Here is a 16,281-nt window from a genome sequence, read left to right as displayed (position 1 = left end):
TTTTCACTCGAACGTGTGTTTGGCGCAACCTTTCGAAAGCAACTACCGTTGTCCAGCAGGGAGACCATCGAGAGGGGCCGACGTGACCACCACCGCAGACAGCGCCACCATCAGTGCCCAGGACCGCTCCCAGGGCCGAGTCGAGCCGGTACACGCGTTGAACGAAACCACGCATCCAGAGGCGCACAAGCGCTCTCTGCCGGGCCGACCTCCAGGCATCCGGGCGGACAGCTCCGGACTCACCGACCGTCAGCGCCGGGTGATCGAAGTCATCCGGGACTCCGTGCAGCGACGCGGCTATCCGCCGTCGATGCGGGAGATCGGCCAGGCCGTCGGACTCTCCAGCACGTCCTCGGTCGCGCACCAGCTGATGGCACTGGAGCGCAAGGGCTTCCTGCGCCGTGACCCGCACCGCCCGCGCGCGTACGAGGTGCGCGGTTCCGACCAGGCCATGACCGTGCAGCCCACGGACACGGCCGGCAAGCCCGCCGCGTCGTACGTCCCGCTGGTCGGCCGCATCGCCGCCGGTGGCCCGATCCTCGCCGAAGAGTCGGTCGAGGACGTCTTCCCCCTCCCCCGTCAGCTCGTCGGTGACGGCGAACTGTTCGTTCTCAAGGTCGTCGGCGACTCCATGATCGAGGCCGCGATCTGTGACGGTGACTGGGTCACGGTCCGCCGTCAGCCGGTCGCCGAGAACGGCGACATCGTGGCGGCCATGCTCGACGGCGAAGCCACGGTCAAACGCTTCAAGCGCGAAGACGGCCACGTCTGGCTCCTCCCGCACAACTCCGCCTACGAACCCATCCCCGGCGACGACGCGACCATCCTGGGCAAGGTCGTCGCCGTGCTGCGGCGCGTCTGACGCCTGCGGCGGGCCCCTCGGCTCGTCCCCCTGACCGGACCCCGGAACCCCTGCGCCGGTTCCGGGGTCCTGTGCGTTCGGCTCCGGGCGGAGCCACCGCCCAGCCCCTGGCCCGTTGAACCGCGTGCGGTTCAGCCGCGGGCAGCCCTACAGCCCAGGGGCCAAAGGCCTACACCTGCGCCTGCTCCTCCGCCTGCTTCGCCGCCGCGTCGATCGCCGTGAGCGACTTGCGCACCTGGTTCCGGTCCGTGGTGAACCAGAAGTCGGGCAGCGACGCCTTCAGGTACCCGCCGTACCGCGCGGTGGCGAGCCGCTGGTCCAGTACGGCGACCACACCGCGGTCCCCGGAAGCCCGCACGAGACGGCCGGCGCCCTGCGCCATGAGCAGGGCCGCATGGGTGGCGGCGACCGCCATGAAGCCGTTGCCGCCCGCGTCCTCGACCGTCTTCTGGCGGGCACTCATCAGAGGGTCGTCGGGACGCGGGAACGGAATCTTGTCCATGACGACGAGCTGACAGCTCGGGCCCGGGACATCGACGCCCTGCCACAAGGACAGCGTGCCGAACAGGCAGGTGGCGGGGTCGGCCGCGAAGTTCTTGATCAACTCGCCGAGCGTCTCCTCGCCCTGGAGGAGGATCGGGAACTCGGGGATCCGGGAGCGAAGTTCCTCCGCGGCGAGCTGGGCGGCCCGCATGGACGAGAACAGCCCGAGGGTGCGACCGCCGGCGGCCTGGATCAGCTCCGTCAACTCGTCGAGCATGTCGGCGCGATCGCCGTCCCGCGCGGGGCGCGCGAGGTGCTTGGCGACATAGAGGATGCCCTGCTTGCGGTAGTCGAAGGGCGAGCCGACGTCGACGCCCTTCCACGGCGGCAGATCCTCGCCCTCCGTGCCCTCGGGACCGAGCCCCAGGGAGGCGCCGACGCCGTTGAAGTCACCACCCAGCTTGAGCGTGGCCGAGGTGAGGACGACGCTCCGGTCGGCGAACAGCTTCTCCCTCAGCAGCCCGGAGACCGACATGGGGGCGACGCGCAGGGAGGCGCCGAAGCGGTCGTGACGCTCGTACCAGACGACGTCCCACTCCGAGCCGTTCAGCACCCGCTCCGCCACGTCGTGGACCGTCTCCACGGAAGCCAGCGCCTGCTTGCGGACCGCATCCTCGTCCTGGACCGACTTGTCGCGAGTCGAACCGATCGCGGAGATCACCGTGCGGGCCGCGTCTCGCAACGCCATCAGCGCATAGCCGAGGTCCTCCGGGATCTCCTCCAGACGGCCCGGAAGGGCCAGCTCCATCAGCCGCTCGAAGCCCTCGGCGGCGGTCTGGAGCTGGTCGGCGGCCTTCTCGTTGACGAGCTTCGCCGCCCGGCGCACGGCACGGTTGACCTGGCCCGGCGTGAGCTCGCCGGTGGCGACACCGGTGACCCGGGAGACGAGTTCGTGCGCCTCGTCCACGATCAGGACCTCGTGCTGAGGCAGCACGGGGGCGCCTTCGATGGCGTCGATGGCCAGCAGAGCGTGGTTGGTGACGACTACCTCGGCGAGCTTGGCCCGCTCCCGCGCCATCTCCGCGAAGCACTCGGCGCCGTAGGCGCACTTCGTCGCGCCCAGGCACTCCCGCGACGACACCGACACCTGGGCCCAGGCCCGGTCGGAGACGCCCGGCGTCAGGTCGTCCCGGTCACCGGTCTCGGTCTCGTCGGCCCAGTCGCGCATCCGCAGCAGATCCTGGCCGAGCTTGCTGGTGGGCGCGGCCGCCTCGAACTGGTCGAAGAGGCCGTCCTCCTCATCCTGCGGGACACCCTCGTGCAGGCGGTGCAGGCACAGATAGTTCGACCTGCCCTTGAGCATCGCGAACTCGGGCCGGCGCCGCAGCAGCGGCTGCAGGGCGTCGACCGTACGCGGCAGGTCGCGCTCCACGAGCTGGCGCTGCAGTGCGAGCGTGGCCGTGGCGACGACCACGCGCTCCCCGTGCGCGAGCGCGGGCACGAGATAGCCGAGCGACTTTCCGGTGCCGGTGCCGGCCTGGACCAGCAGGTGGGATCCGTCGTCGATCGCTTCGGCGACCGCTTCGGCCATCGTGACCTGGCCGGGGCGCTCCGTACCGCCGACGGCTGCGACGGCGGCATGCAGGAGTTCGGGGAGTGAGGGCTTCGTCATAGCCCGACCACCCTACGGCCCGGCACTGACAAACGGGCGATCACGACGGGGGCGGCGGGTGGGATCACGGCCGGGGCTCCTGGGCGGGGTGGGGCCGACGCCCTTGCCGGGGCGGTGCGGCGGAGTGGCCCCAGCGGCTCGGCACGACTTCTGAGAATTTTTCCGAATGAGCGGGTGCAGCGGGAACCCGAGCGGATCGCCGTTCGTACAACATGCGAGCGCTCGACCACGCAGGGTTACAGAACATCACGCAGGTCTCGGTCCCGGATCATGAGGGCGGCCCGCTTACCGGGCAGGTCGATCTCGGCCGCGAACCGGAAACCCGCGTTCAGGAAAGCGGCGACGGAGGGGGTGTTGCGCAGGTCGGGCTCCGCTACCACTCGTGCGCAGGCGGAGCGGTGGGTCAGAATCACGTCGGCCGCGGCTCTGATCAGGATCGAGCCCAGTCCTCGTCCTCGGTCGGCCGAGCCTCCGACCAGGAGGTGGATCCCGGTGTCGTGCGGCCGAGCCGGGTAGTGGCGGGCCAGCGGGTCGAGGTCCGCCCGATAGATCTCCCAGTAGCTCATGGGAGTGCCGTTCAGCACGCCGAGGCACGGCACGCTGTCCCCGTTGCCGTCGAGTTGGGCGCGCAGGTGGTGCTCCGTCGTGCTCCGGGGACCGTCCAGTTCCCAGAATGCGGCAACGGCGGGATCGCTCATCCACCGGTGGACGAGCGGCAGGTCCCGCTCGACGCGGACCGGCTCCAGCTGGAACCGGCCCACGAGGGTGTCGATCGGCCCCCAGGTGTGGATGTGGTCGAGGAGGCCGTCGGCCTCGACCGTTCCGTGCACCGTCGGGTCGGTGAGGGGAGCGGCGAAGTCCTCGCGCGGGCGCAAGTTCATCGTGTGCTCACAGTCCTCGCGGTCCCCGAGGAGTGTGGTGTCACCCGCACCCGCGCTCTCTTCGGCAACGGCGCGGCCCGGGTGGACGGGGCTGAGGCTGGGGCCAAAGCCGGCGCCGGCACTCGTGTCGGTGGGAGGCACGGTGCGCTCCTCTCGGAAGGCGAGGTGGATCGAGCACCTCGGGAGTCGAGGTGGACCGAGCACCTCGGGAGTCGAGGTGGTGCGGGCACCTCAGGAGTCGAAGTGGATCGGTGCTCTTCGGACGATGGAAGGCGGTGGATGACGGTGCGGTTCGTTCAGGCAAGAAGGGGGTTGGCGATGGTGACGTAGACCGACTGGGTGTCGACCGGGCCGACGAGTTCGTCGAGGCCGTGCAGCCGGGTCAGCAGGTTGGCCTTGCAGCGCAGGACGGGTGAGTCGAGCAGGTGGGCCGACAGGGAGGTACGCAGCGGGGCGGGTCCTGTGGCGACGTCGGCGAGGAAGCGGCGGAAGGCCGCGAGGAGCAGCCGCTCGTCGGCAAGGTGCTGGGAACCGAACGCGCCGATCAGGCCGAACACGTTGTTGATGGCGAGGTAGTACGCGAAGCGTTCGTCCGTGACCTCGTCGGAGACGAAGGTGTCGCTGTGCTCGCCGATCCCGGGCAGCCGGGCGTCGAGGTCGGCTCGTCGGGACTCGCGGAAGTAGTAGCCCTGGTTGTCGCGGTAGCGGCCGCCGGCGGGCCAGCCGTCGCGGTCGAGCAGGAGCAGCGTGTTCTGCTGATGCGCCTCGAGGGCGATTCCGGCCTCGCTGTCGAGCCACAGCACGGGGCGGACGACCTGCTCGAGATAGCGCAGGAACCACTCCGTGGCCACGGCTCCGGCGGACCGGCCGGTGCGGGTGACGAGGTGGGCTACGAGCCGGGCCAAGCGGGACCGCAGATGCCAAGGGCCCTGCTCCGGACCGGAGTCGGTGACCGGTGCGGTGAGCGGGCGGGGCGAGACGAGCCCGGCGACGCAGCTGACGTCGTCGGCCGGGACGAACGGGTTGTGCCTGATCACGACGTCGAGTCCGGGCACGGGAAGGCCGTCCGGGTCGTCGACGGCGAGCCACGCCGGGTCGCGGACGATGTCGAACCCGGGGTGGACGGCCTGCCACTCCTTGGCCAGGCCGGTGCGCAGCAGGCGGTGCACCTCGACTCCGCGGTGGAGTTCCTTGCGCAGGTTCTCGCGACGGGAGTTGGTGATGCGCAGGCCCAGCGACAGCTTGAGCATGGCGCGAGCACCGCTTCGGTGGACGGTTCGGACGGAGGAGGTGGGATGCCAGGGAGAGCCCAGGGGGCCGATGTCGCGGACGAGGCCGGAGTCGAGCAGGCGGGCGACCGCCGGGCGGTGTCGCGCGTCGCGCGCCTGCCAGGGGTGCAGGGGAACGGCGGCGTACCCGTCGGCCAGGGGCAGGGCGGTCCCGGCGAGTTGGCGGGTGAGGTACTGCGCGGTGACGGGACGGCCGCGCTCGGTCCAGGCCGAGTCGGTCGCGAGCAGGGAGGGAGCGACAGCCAGCCAGTGCAGGGGAAAGGAACCACGCAACTCCGGTGAGTACTGCCGGAATTCGGTGTCGGTGAGACCTTCGCGGCTCTTCGGGGTCGGGTGCAGGGGGTGTCCGAGGAGCAGGGCCTGTTCGGCGCTGAGAAAGAGGTCCGGGCCGTCGGCGGGGTGCGCTCGGCGGTCATGGAGGAAGGTCGCGGTGCGGCGTTGCGAGTCCGCGACCCTGGCGACGAGGTCGGTGCCGTCGGCGCCGGTGGACTGCGGCAACGGAGTCGGGGCGTCCTCGGATCGGGGCGTCTCCCTGGAGAGCAGTGCGGCGAGGGTGACGGCGTCGACGGGAGCCGTCTTCTCGGGGGCGTCGGCGAGACGTGGTGGTCCGAAGCGGTGCCAGCCCGTCGGGGACCAGTAGCGGACGGGTGCGAGCAGTGCGGTGCCGCTGGCAGACAAACGGATGCGGAGCGTGCTGGTGGCCGGGGCGGCGAGGTCGGTCTCGCGGACCCAGCAGCGCAGGAGGTTCTCGACCGCGGCGGCCTGCGCGGCGGTGTGCGGGTCCGCGTCCTCCAGCGGGTCGGCGCCGGACTCTCCTCCTCGCGTGGCGTCCGGCTGCCGTCTCTTTTGCGGGGGAACCGACTCGGCGCGCGGCGCGGGGGCCGGCGGGGCGCCGGGGTCCCCGGTTTCGTCGGGGGTGCCGGAGCGGCCGTCGGGTGCGGGGGTGGCGTTCAAGGCGGCTCCTCGGGTGTTGGCCGGGGGTGTTGTGGGGGGGCGTCGTCGGTTCGGTCGTCGTTTCCACGGTGGTGGAGCGCCTCGGTGGCGCCGAGGGGGCAGTCTCGGCGGAGGGGCGGATATCGGTGCCGTCCGTCGGGACGTGCTGGAAGGAGGGGCGAGGGAGATGTGGCGTGAGGGTGGTCGGCACGGCATGGTCGGCCGCGGCCGAGGGCGTCGTCCGGTGCACCACCATGGCGGGGCGCCCTTTTCGCGGGTGTCAGCCGGCGCGTTCGGCCGGCCCGTCGTGTCGTCGCTGCAGGCGGTCGTGGTCCTGGTGGTGGCGGGCCGCCGCTGCCACCGCGTCGGTCAGGCGGTCCAGCACAGCCGCCGCCTGCTCATCGCTGATCGTGAGGGGTGGGAGGAGGCGTACGACACTTTGGTGGCGGCCGCCGAGTTCGACGATCAGGCCACGGTGGAGGCACTCCCGTTGGACGGCGGCGGCGAGTTCGGGGGCTGCGGGACGGGGAGCTCGGGCGCCGTCCGCCCCGGGCTGCCCGGCCTGTCGAGTGTCGGCACGGGGAGACTCACCCCGTCCGGTCTCTTCGCTCTCCGGGTCCACCAGCTCGACACCGATCATCAGTCCGCGGCCTCGGACGTCTCCCACGCAGGCGAACGCGTTCTTGAGTGTGCGCAGCTGGGAGAGCATGCGGGAGCCGAGCTCGGCAGCGCGCTCGGCGAGCCCGTTCTCGCGGACGTGGGCCAGGGTGGCGGTGCCCGCGGCCATGGCGAGCTGGTTGCCGCGGAAGGTTCCCGCGTGGGCGCCGGGGCGCCAGACGTCGAGATCCTCGTGGTAGACGACCGCGGCCAGCGGGAGGCTGCCGCCGATGGCCTTGGACAGGACCATGACGTCGGGGATCACTCCGCTGTGCTCGACCGCCCAGAAGGCCCCGGTGCGGCCGACTCCGGTCTGGATCTCGTCGGCGATCAGCGGGACGGACCGGTCGGCCGTGAGCTGCCGCATGCGCCGCAGCCAGTCGTCCGGCGCCGGGTTCACCCCGCCCTCGCCCTGGACGGGTTCGAGGATCATCCCGGCGGCCAGTGGCACGCCCGACTTCGGGTCGTCGAGGAGGGACTCCGTCCAGCGGGCGGCGAGTTCGGCGCCGCGTGCGCCGCCGACACCGAAGGGGCAGCGGTAGTCCTGGGGATAGGGCAGGCGGGCGAACCGTACGTCGGTGGCGCCGCCGGAGGCGGCCAGGGCGTCGGCGGTCATGCCGTGGTACGCGCCGGTGAAGGCGAGGATGCCCGTGCGCCCGGTCGCGGCCCGGACCAGCTTGAAGGCGGCCTCGACGGCGTCGGTGCCGGCCGGTCCGCAGAACTGGACTCGGGCCCGGTCGGCGAGTCCGGGTGGCAGGGTGCGGAACAGCTCGGTGATGAAGGCGTCCTTGACCGGAGTCGCCAGGTCGAGCACCGAGAGCGGGGCACCCGAGTCGAGGACCTTGCGGATGGCCTCCAGCACCACGGGGTGGTTGTGGCCGAGGGCGAGCGCTCCGGCGCCGGAGAGGCAGTCCAGGTAGCGGCGGCCGTCGGCGCCCTCGATGGTCAGGCCGCGCGCCCGTACGGGCACGATGGGCAGGGCCCGCGCATAGGTCCGTGCCGCGGATTCACGCGCCGACTGGCGTCTGAGAATCCCCTCGTGCACGGCACGGGCTTCCCTGTGGGCGCCTTCAGCCACCGACTCGGTCACGGCCACGGCTCGCTGTCCTCCCGCTGTTCACAGGCGAGTTGATGGGCGGGGCCCGGAGACAGGCATCAGGATCCCCACCGCTACCAACCCCGCACCGGCCTGGTGGTTACGGGTTGCCTCAAGATCCTTGCCGTGACGGAACCGTTGCCCTTCCATCGAAAGTCCCCCACGACGAACGCATAGTGTGAGATCTCGTTCCAGCCGGCCGCGGGACCGGTGTGAGTTCTCCACGAGTTCCGTGCCGGTGTCGGCCTGAAGCACCAAGTACCTTCACATCAGGGGGAATAAAGACCATGCGATCCATACGGCCGTCGTTCACCGTCCGCCGCGGGAGGGGCGCGCCCCGCAGAACCTCCCCCGTGCTGGCGACGGTCGCCCTCGTCTCGGCGCTGGCGCTGACCGCCACCGCGTGCAACGGCGACGGTGACGACAACGCCGACGGCAAGCCGAGCGCCACCGCGACCGCGGCCGGCGACGGAAAGGTCCAGATCCCGGCCGACATCAGGCAGAAGCTCAAGGAGCACGGGATCGACATCGACAAGTGGAAGGACGGCGCCTGGAAGAACTGGAACAAGGACGACTGGCTGCGCGAGGCCAACGACTTCGTCAACCCGATCATCAAGGGTCTGTGGGACCCGGACCGGATGCGCGGCGCCAACGACCCGGACAAGGACAAGGGCGTCGACGAGAACGACATCTCCGGTGACCAGGGGGTGACGGACCCGACTCCGGCGGCGGTGAAGGCGCAGGCGGCGAAGTCGCCGTACCACACCAACGCGGCCACGTCGGGGAAGGTGTTCTTCGACTCCCCCGAGGGCACGATGGTCTGCTCGGCGACAGTCGTGGCGGACCCGGCGCACCCGGGCAAGTCCAACCTCATCTGGACGGCGGGCCACTGTGTGCACGCCGGCAAGAAGGGCGGCTGGTACCGCAACATCGCCTTCGTGCCGTCGTACAACAATCAGGCCATGTCGACCGACAAGCTGAACAAGGCCGGCCGGGACCAGATCGCCCCGTACGGCGTCTGGTGGGCGAACGCGGCCAAGACCTCGCAGCAGTGGATCGACCAGGGTGGCCAGACCGGCGGCAACGGTGCGTCGTACGACTTCGCCGTGATCCATGTGACCCCGGAGCAGGGCAACGCCGGCAGGTCGCTGGAGGAGACCGTCGGCGGTGCGCTTCCGGTGAACTTCAACGCCCCGGCCGTGCCGCAGGTGGAGAGCATCACGGCGAGCGGCTACCCGGCCGCGCCGCCGTACGACGGTCAGCTGTTGTACCAGTGCCAGGACAAGCCGGGCAGGCTGTCGCTCAACAAGACCGACCCGACGATGTACCGCATCGGCTGCACGATGACCGGCGGTTCCTCCGGCGGCGGTTGGGTGGAGACGGGCTCGGACGGCAGGCCCGCCCTGGTGTCCAACACCTCGATCGGCCCGGTGTCCGCGGGCTGGCTGGCCGGTCCGCGACTGGGTCCGGTGGCCAAGGGCGTGTACGACTCGGTCAGCAAGCAGTTCGCCGGTCAGTAGCGGACCCGCGCACACGGCAGGGTGACGGGCGGCGGCCAGGTCTCTCACAGGAACCTTCAGACCTCGGCAAGTCCGAGTTCGGGCTGTCGAACGCACCGTCCTCCGAGATCGCCCCGTACGGCGCCTGGTGGGCGAACTTGGCCTCGACCTCGAACGAGTGGATCCAGGGCGGCTCGGAGACGGGCGGTGACGGCGCGGCGTACGACTACGCGGTGCTGCACGTGAAGCCCGAGTCCGGCTCGAAGTCCCTGGAGGAGACGGTCGGCAAGGCGCTGGACGTCGACTTCTCGGCGCCGTCCGCCACCGAGGTCGACACGATGGGCGCCTGGGGCTACCCGGCGGCACCGCCCTACAACGGGCTGAAGATGTTCAAGTGCCTCGACCGGCCGGGCCGGCTGTCGCTGAACCCGACGCTGCCGACGATGTACCGCATCGGCTGCACGATGACCGGCGGCTCCGCCGGCGGTGGTTGGTTCCGGGTGGTGAACGGCAAGACCGAGCTGGTGTCGAACACCTCGATCGGCCCGGTCACCAACACCTGGCTGGCCGGCCCGCAGCTCGGCAAGGAGGCCGAGTCGCTCTACCAGAACATGAGCAAGACCTACGGCGGTCAGTGACGGCGCCGCCAGCATGAGGAAGGCCCGCCACCCGGGAGAGGGTGGCGGGCCTTCCTGTCGTACGAGTTGTGCGGGGCCGGGCCCCGCGCGCTCGGGCCCTCGAAGAGCCGAGCCCTCCAAAGGGGCGAACCCTCGGAGGGCCGGATCGTCGACAGGTCAGACCGATGACGCGGGGACGTACGGCGCCAGGTCCGCCGCCAGTTCCTCGTGCACCCGGACCTTGAGCAGCGTGCCCTCCGCGGTGTGCTCCTCGGAGAGCACCTCGCCCTCGGTGTGGGCGCGGGCGACGAGCTTGCCGTGCGTGTACGGAACGAGCGCCTCGATCTCGACCGAGGGGCGGGGCAGATCGTTGTCGATCAGCGCGAGCAGTTCCTCGATGCCCTGCCCGGTGCGGGCCGAGACCGCGATGGAGCGCTTCTCCACCCGCAGCAGCCGCTGGAGGACCAGCGGGTCGGCCGCGTCCGCCTTGTTGATCACGACGATCTCGGGCACGTCGGTGGCGCCGACGTCCCGGATCACCTCGCGCACGGCGGCAAGCTGCTCCTCCGGGATCGGGTGCGAGCCGTCCACCACGTGCAGGATCAGGTCGGCGTCACCGACCTCCTCCATGGTGGAGCGGAACGCCTCGACCAGGTGGTGCGGCAGATGCCGGACGAAGCCGACGGTGTCCGCGAGGGTGTACAGGCGGCCGCTCGGGGTCTCCGCGCGGCGGACGGTCGGGTCCAGGGTCGCGAACAGGGCGTTCTCGACCAGGACGCCGGCGCCCGTGAGGCGGTTGAGCAGCGAGGACTTGCCGGCGTTGGTGTAGCCCGCGATGGCGACGGACGGCACCTTGTTGCGACGGCGCTCCTGGCGCTTGATCTCGCGGCCGGTCTTCATGTCCGCGATCTCCCGGCGCATCTTCGCCATCTTCTCGCGGATCCGGCGCCGGTCAGTCTCGATCTTGGTCTCACCGGGACCACGGGTGGCGAGGCCGCCGCCCTTGCCGCCGCCCATCTGGCGGGACAGCGACTGACCCCAGCCTCGGAGCCTCGGCAGCATGTACTGCATCTGCGCGAGCGAGACCTGCGCCTTGCCCTCTCGGGACTTGGCGTGCTGGGCGAAGATGTCCAGGATCAGGGCCGTACGGTCGATGACCTTGACCTTGACGACGTCCTCGAGCTGGATCAGCTGGCCGGGGCTGAGCTCACCGTCGCAGATGACCGTGTCGGCGCCCGTCTCGATGACGATGTCACGCAGCTCCAGGGCCTTGCCGGAGCCGATGTAGGTGGCCGCGTCCGGCTTGTCGCGGCGCTGGATGACACCGTCGAGCACCAGCGCACCCGCCGTCTCGGCGAGGGCGGCCAGCTCGGCGAGGGAGTTGTCCGCGTCCTCGGAGGTGCCCGTGGTCCACACGCCGACGAGTACGACACGCTCCAGGCGGAGCTGCCGGTACTCGACCTCGGTGACGTCCTCCAGCTCGGTGGAGAGGCCGACGACGCGTCGCAGGGCCGCACGCTCGGAGCGGTCGAACTGTTCGCCGTCACGCTCCCCGTCGATCTCATGGCTCCAGGCGACGTCCTCTTCCATCAGGGCATCGGCCCGAAGGCCCTCGGGGTAGTCGTGCGCGAGGCGCTTGGTGTCCTGGGAAGGGGAAGAAGAGGAGGTCATTGGATCCTTACGTCGTTGGGGGGGGCCGATTCGGCGTTCGTGACATCGGCGGTCATGTATGACAACGCACGAGTACCCCGGGAGATTCCCGTGTCCCGTGCCGCGCCGACCCGGAGATGGTCGCACGGCACGGCTCGTCTCGTCACCGTGTTATCGCGGGGCAGAGCCCTGATCGGGCGGGTCATCGCGTCGTGCGCTCCGCGGCCGCCTTGGTGTCCTTGCCTGACTTGGTGGCCCCGCCCGCCCCGGCAGACTTCGCCGACTTGGCCGACTTGGCCGACTTGGCCGCATTGACCTTCTTGGCCTTCGTGGCCTTCTTCGCTGTTTTCGCCGGCTCCGTGGACTTCCAGTCGCGGTGGCCGGGCATCGGCGGGGTCTTCTCGCCGTAGAGCCAGGCCTGGAAGAAGCCGGTCAGGTCTCGGCCACCGATGGCCGAGGCGAGGCGGACGAAGTCGGCGGTGGTGGCGGTGGAGTCCCGATGGTCCTGGACCCATGCCTTCTCCAGCCGTTCGAAGGCAGGCCGGCCGATCTCCTGGCGAAGGGCGTACAGCACCAGGGCGGCTCCGTCGTAGATGCTGGGGCGGAAGATGCTGATCTTCTGGCCGGGGGCGGGCACCTTGGGCTCGGCGGGCGGACCACCGGAGGCGCGCCATCGGTCGGAGGCGCTGTAGGCGGCCTTCATCCGGTCCTCCATCGGCCGGTTCGCCTTCTCCTCCGAGTAGAGGGCCTCGTACCAGGTCGCGTGCCCCTCGTTCAGCCAGACGTCGGACCAGGTCCGAGGGCTGACGCTGTCGCCGAACCACTGGTGTGACAGCTCGTGCACCATGATCGACTCGAGGTACCACTTGGGGTAGGCGGGCTCGGTGAACAGGCCCTTCTCGAAGAGGGAGAGGGTCTGCGTCTCCAGCTCGAACCCTGTGGAGGCCTGGGCCATGAGCACGCCGTAGGTCTCGAACGGGAAGGGGCCGACCTTGCTCTCCATCCAGGCGATCTGGTCGGGCGTCTTCGCGAGCCAGGGTTCGAGCGCCTTGCGGTCCGCGCTGGGGACGACGTCCCGGACCGGCAGCCCGTGCGGGCCCCGGCGGTGCAGGACGTCGGAACGGCCGATGGACACCTGGGCGAGTTCGGTGGCCATGGGGTGCTCGGAGCGGTAGGTCCAGGTGGTGGTGTCACCGCTCCGGTCCGCCCCGGCCGGCAGACCGTTGGCGACGGCCGTGTAGTCCTTCGGCGCGGTGATCCGGAAGGTGAACATCGCCTTGTCGGACGGGTGGTCGTTGCACGGGAAGACCAGGTGGGCGGCGTCGGCCTGGTTCGCCATGGCAAGACCGTCGGAGGTGCGCACCCAGCCGCCTTCCTCGTTCTTGGCCGCGACGGGGTTGCTGGTGTGCCGCACGGTGATCCGGGTCCAGGTGCCCAGGTGGAGCGGCTTGTCCGGTGTGACGACCAGATCCTCGTCGGCGCTGGTGAAGCCGGCGGGGCGGCCGTCGACATCGACGGACTCGACCGTGCCGTGCGCGAAGTCGAGGTTGATGCGGTCCAGCTCGGTGGTGGTCCGGGCGTAGATGGTCGTGACGGCCTGCAGCGGCTTGTCGTTGGTGCCCGGGTAGGTGAAGGACAGGTCGTACGACGCCACGTCGTAGCCCGGGTTGCCCAGATACGGGAAGAGCCGGTCGCCGACACCCAGGGGTTCGGCGGATGCGCTTGCGGCGAGGAGGCAGACGCTGACGGCGGAGGCGAGCAGGGCCGCCTTCCGGAGCCGGAGGGACCGTCGGAAAGGCCGGGGTGTGGTGGCACCCGGCAGCGAGGTCGCGCGCGGGCCGGCGCTGGGGCGCGTACGGGGGGTGAGCAGCATGCACCACCGCTACCAGCGCCCCCGCCCCCTGCGGCGGCGACGCGCGCCCGGCCCACCCGAACGAGTTGGCCGCGGGGAGCCGTTTCCAGGAAGGCCGGGAAGGCACGGAGGGACTGGAGGATCTGGTCGGTCTGGTGGGCCCGGCGAGTCCTGAGGATCCGGCGAGTCCTGAGGATCCGGTGGAGCCCGCTTCGGCACTTTCCGAAGCGGGCGGCACGCTGCCGGCGCTCGCCCCGGTGCTCAGGTCGTCGTCGGTGCCTGGGCCCGACTCACGTCGTACACCCCGGGAACGTCGCGCATCGCGCGCATGAGGACCGGGAGGTGGGCCGCGTCCGGGAGCTGGAGGGTGTATGTGTGGCGTACCCGCTGCTGGCTGGGCGGTTCCACGGTCGCGGAGACGATCTCGGCGCCTTCCAGTGCGATCGCCTCGGTGAGGTCGGCGAGGAGGTGGGGGCGGCCGAACGATTCAGCGACGAGGGTGACCCGGCACTCGGCGGTGTCCCCCCAGCGCACGTCGATCTCCGCGCGCCCCAGGCTCTTCATGTGCGCCGCTGTCGCGCACCCCGCGCGGTGGACGGTCACCGCTCCCCCGCGTACCGCGAAGCCGGTGATCTCGTCGGGCGGTACGGGAGTACAGCACCCGGCGAGCCGTACGACGGCTCCGGGCGCGTCCACGAGGACGTCGGCACCGCGCGGGCGGGCCGCGGGGGCTCTGCTCGCCGGGTGTCCGGAGGGGGCGTGGTCCGCACGGTTTCCGGGACGTGTGGCGGAGGCCTTGCGCGCGGGGCGCGCGGTCGGCGCACTGTTCGTGGGGCGTGCGGAGGGTGCGTCCTGCGACGGGCCCGCGCCCTCCATGGTGTGGCCGGTGGCGGCCGTGGCCGCTCCACCGTCCGCCGGGCGGGCACCGGAAGCGATGTCGCCGGGGTGTGTGGCCAGCCACCGCTGGATGGCGATGCGCGCGGCGGGCGTGTGGGCGTGCTCCAGCCATTCGCGGGAGGGCTCGGAGGCCGGGTCCTGCCCCATGAGGAGCTGGACGGTGTCGCCGTCCCTGAGGACGGTGCTGAGGGTCGCGAGGCGGCCGTTGACGCGGGCGCCGATACAGGCGTGGGCGTCCTCGCCGTACTGGGCGTACGCCGCGTCCACGCACGTGGCTCCCTCGGGCAGACCCAGGGTGCCGCCGTCGGGCCGGAAGACGGTGATCTCACGGTCCTGGGCGAGGTCCTCGCGCAGGGTGGACCAGAAGGTGTCGGGGTCGGGGGCCGCCTGCTGCCAGTCGAGGAGGCGGGAGAGCCAGCCCGGGCGGGTGGGGTCGGCGCGCTCGCCGTCGGCGGTCTGTGACTGGTCCTCGGCGGGAGGCGCGTAGGGGTTGCCGAGGGCGATCACGCCGGCCTCGGCGACCTTGTGCATCTGGTGGGTGCGGATGAGGACCTCGGCGACCTGTCCGTCCGCGCGGGCCACGGCGGTGTGGAGTGACTGGTACAGGTTGAACTTCGGTACGGCGATGAAGTCCTTGAACTCCGAGACGACCGGGGTCATACAGGTGTGGAGCTCGCCGAGGACGCCGTAGCAGTCCGCGTCCTCGTTCACGAGCACCAGCAGGCGGCCGAAGTCGGCGCCGCGCAGTTCGCCACGCTTGCGGGCGACGCGGTGGACGGAGACGAAGTGGCGCGGGCGGATGAGGACTTCGGCGGGGATGTCCGCCTCGCGCAGAACCCCTCGGACCTCGTCGGCGATCTCCCCGAGGGTGTCGTCGGGGTGGGCCGTGTTCGCGGCGATGAGTTCCCTGGTGTGCTCGTACTCCTCGGGGTGCAGGATGGCGAAGACGAGGTCCTCCAGCTCGGTCTTCAGGGCCTGCACGCCGAGGCGTTCGGCGAGCGGGATGAGGACGTCGCGGGTGACCTTGGCGATCCGCGCCTGTTTCTCGGGGCGCATCACGCCGAGGGTGCGCATGTTGTGGAGGCGGTCGGCGAGTTTGATCGACATCACGCGCACGTCGCTGCCGGTGGCGACGAGCATCTTGCGGAAGGTCTCGGGTTCGGCGGCGGCCCCGTAGCCGACCTTCTCGAGTTTCGTCACACCGTCGACGAGATAGCGAACCTCCTCGCCGAACTGTTCCCGCACCTGGTCCAGCGTCACCTCGGTGTCTTCGACCGTGTCGTGGAGCAGAGAGGCCGTCAAGGTGGTCGTCTCGGCGCCGAGTTCGGCCAGGATGAGGGTCACGGCCAGTGGGTGCGTGATGTACGGCTCCCCGCTCTTGCGCATCTGGCCGCGGTGCGAGGACTCCGCGAGGACGTAGGCGCGGCGCAGGGGTTCGAGATCCGCGTCGGGGTGGTGGGCGCGGTGCACCTCGACGACGTGGCCGATGGCGTCGGGCAGCTTCCCGCGCGTCGTGGGGCCCAGCAGCGCGGCCCGTCCGAGCCGGCGCAGGTCGATGCGCGGCCGGGACTTCCTGCGGACCGCCGTGGGCACGGTCGGCGCCGTGGAAGCTGTGGGCGCTACCGGGCCAGGACTCGCGGGGTTCGTGGCCTCCGCACTCATGGGCACCTCCGGCTCGTGGACCGGCGGACGGGGCCCCAGGGCATACACGGCTCAGGGAAGGCGACTTTCCCCCGTCCGTGCCGGTGCTTGATGCTACCGAGCCCACCACGTGCGACCGACCGCCTCCCGCCGAGCGTGAAACGGATCACCCATTCGAGCGACGAGGAGGAGGTTTAGGTTTTACGCCACCTGCCCTGCCTCAGACCGCCGTTCGGCCGCGCTTTCGATCGG

At 70.9% G+C, this 16,281-nt stretch carries 9 protein-coding genes and 1 pseudogene; 3 read left to right on the top strand and 7 right to left on the bottom strand.

Annotated features, from left to right (window positions below):
- The first annotated feature begins 82 nt into the window (after positions 1-82).
- Positions 83-862, top strand: coding sequence for a transcriptional repressor LexA (lexA, locus tag ACWD5D_RS00330; protein ID WP_451370528.1), 780 nt, complete (start codon positions 83-85; stop codon positions 860-862).
- 169 nt (positions 863-1,031) lie between these two features.
- Here the strand turns inward: lexA and ACWD5D_RS00325 are convergent, their stop codons facing one another.
- From ACWD5D_RS00325 to ACWD5D_RS00310, 4 genes are all read right to left on the bottom strand, one after another.
- A complete protein-coding gene (locus tag ACWD5D_RS00325) occupies positions 1,032-3,017 on the bottom strand; it encodes an ATP-dependent DNA helicase (protein WP_451370527.1) in 1,986 nt (661 codons plus the stop codon).
- Between the two features lie 236 nt (positions 3,018-3,253).
- On the bottom strand, positions 3,254-4,039 hold the full coding sequence (locus ACWD5D_RS00320) for a GNAT family N-acetyltransferase (protein ID WP_451370526.1): 786 nt from the start codon (positions 4,037-4,039) through the stop codon (positions 3,254-3,256).
- A gap of 155 nt (positions 4,040-4,194) precedes the next feature.
- On the bottom strand, positions 4,195-6,141 hold the full coding sequence (locus ACWD5D_RS00315) for an IucA/IucC family protein (protein WP_451370525.1): 1,947 nt from the start codon (positions 6,139-6,141) through the stop codon (positions 4,195-4,197).
- A 259-nt stretch (positions 6,142-6,400) separates the two neighbouring features.
- Entirely contained in the window at positions 6,401-7,873 is a 1,473-nt protein-coding gene (locus ACWD5D_RS00310; RefSeq protein WP_451370524.1) for a diaminobutyrate--2-oxoglutarate transaminase family protein, read from the bottom strand.
- 287 nt (positions 7,874-8,160) lie between these two features.
- On the opposite strand from ACWD5D_RS00310, the gene ACWD5D_RS00305 reads away from it, so the two are divergent.
- Together ACWD5D_RS00305 and ACWD5D_RS00300 are read left to right on the top strand one after the other, a co-directional pair.
- A complete protein-coding gene (locus ACWD5D_RS00305; RefSeq protein WP_451370523.1) occupies positions 8,161-9,393 on the top strand; it encodes a trypsin-like serine peptidase in 1,233 nt (410 codons plus the stop codon).
- A gap of 56 nt (positions 9,394-9,449) precedes the next feature.
- Positions 9,450-10,010: pseudogene (locus tag ACWD5D_RS00300) on the top strand (hypothetical protein); the annotation flags it as partial.
- A 156-nt stretch (positions 10,011-10,166) separates the two neighbouring features.
- On the opposite strand, the gene hflX reads toward ACWD5D_RS00300, so the two are convergent.
- From hflX to ACWD5D_RS00285, 3 genes are all read right to left on the bottom strand, one after another.
- Entirely contained in the window at positions 10,167-11,660 is a 1,494-nt protein-coding gene (gene hflX, locus ACWD5D_RS00295) for a GTPase HflX (RefSeq protein ID WP_451370522.1), read from the bottom strand.
- Between the two features lie 181 nt (positions 11,661-11,841).
- On the bottom strand, positions 11,842-13,512 hold the full coding sequence (locus ACWD5D_RS00290; protein WP_451370521.1) for a M1 family metallopeptidase: 1,671 nt from the start codon (positions 13,510-13,512) through the stop codon (positions 11,842-11,844).
- A 240-nt stretch (positions 13,513-13,752) separates the two neighbouring features.
- Positions 13,753-16,050 (bottom strand): RelA/SpoT family protein, encoded by a 2,298-nt coding sequence (locus ACWD5D_RS00285; protein WP_451370520.1) that lies wholly within the window; start codon positions 16,048-16,050, stop codon positions 13,753-13,755.
- Positions 16,051-16,281: the final 231 nt, after the last annotated feature.

Source organism: Streptomyces sp. NPDC002520, assembly GCF_053595235.1.
Note: the sequence above shows the minus strand (reverse complement) of the source record. Positions and strands in the feature narration are given on the sequence as shown.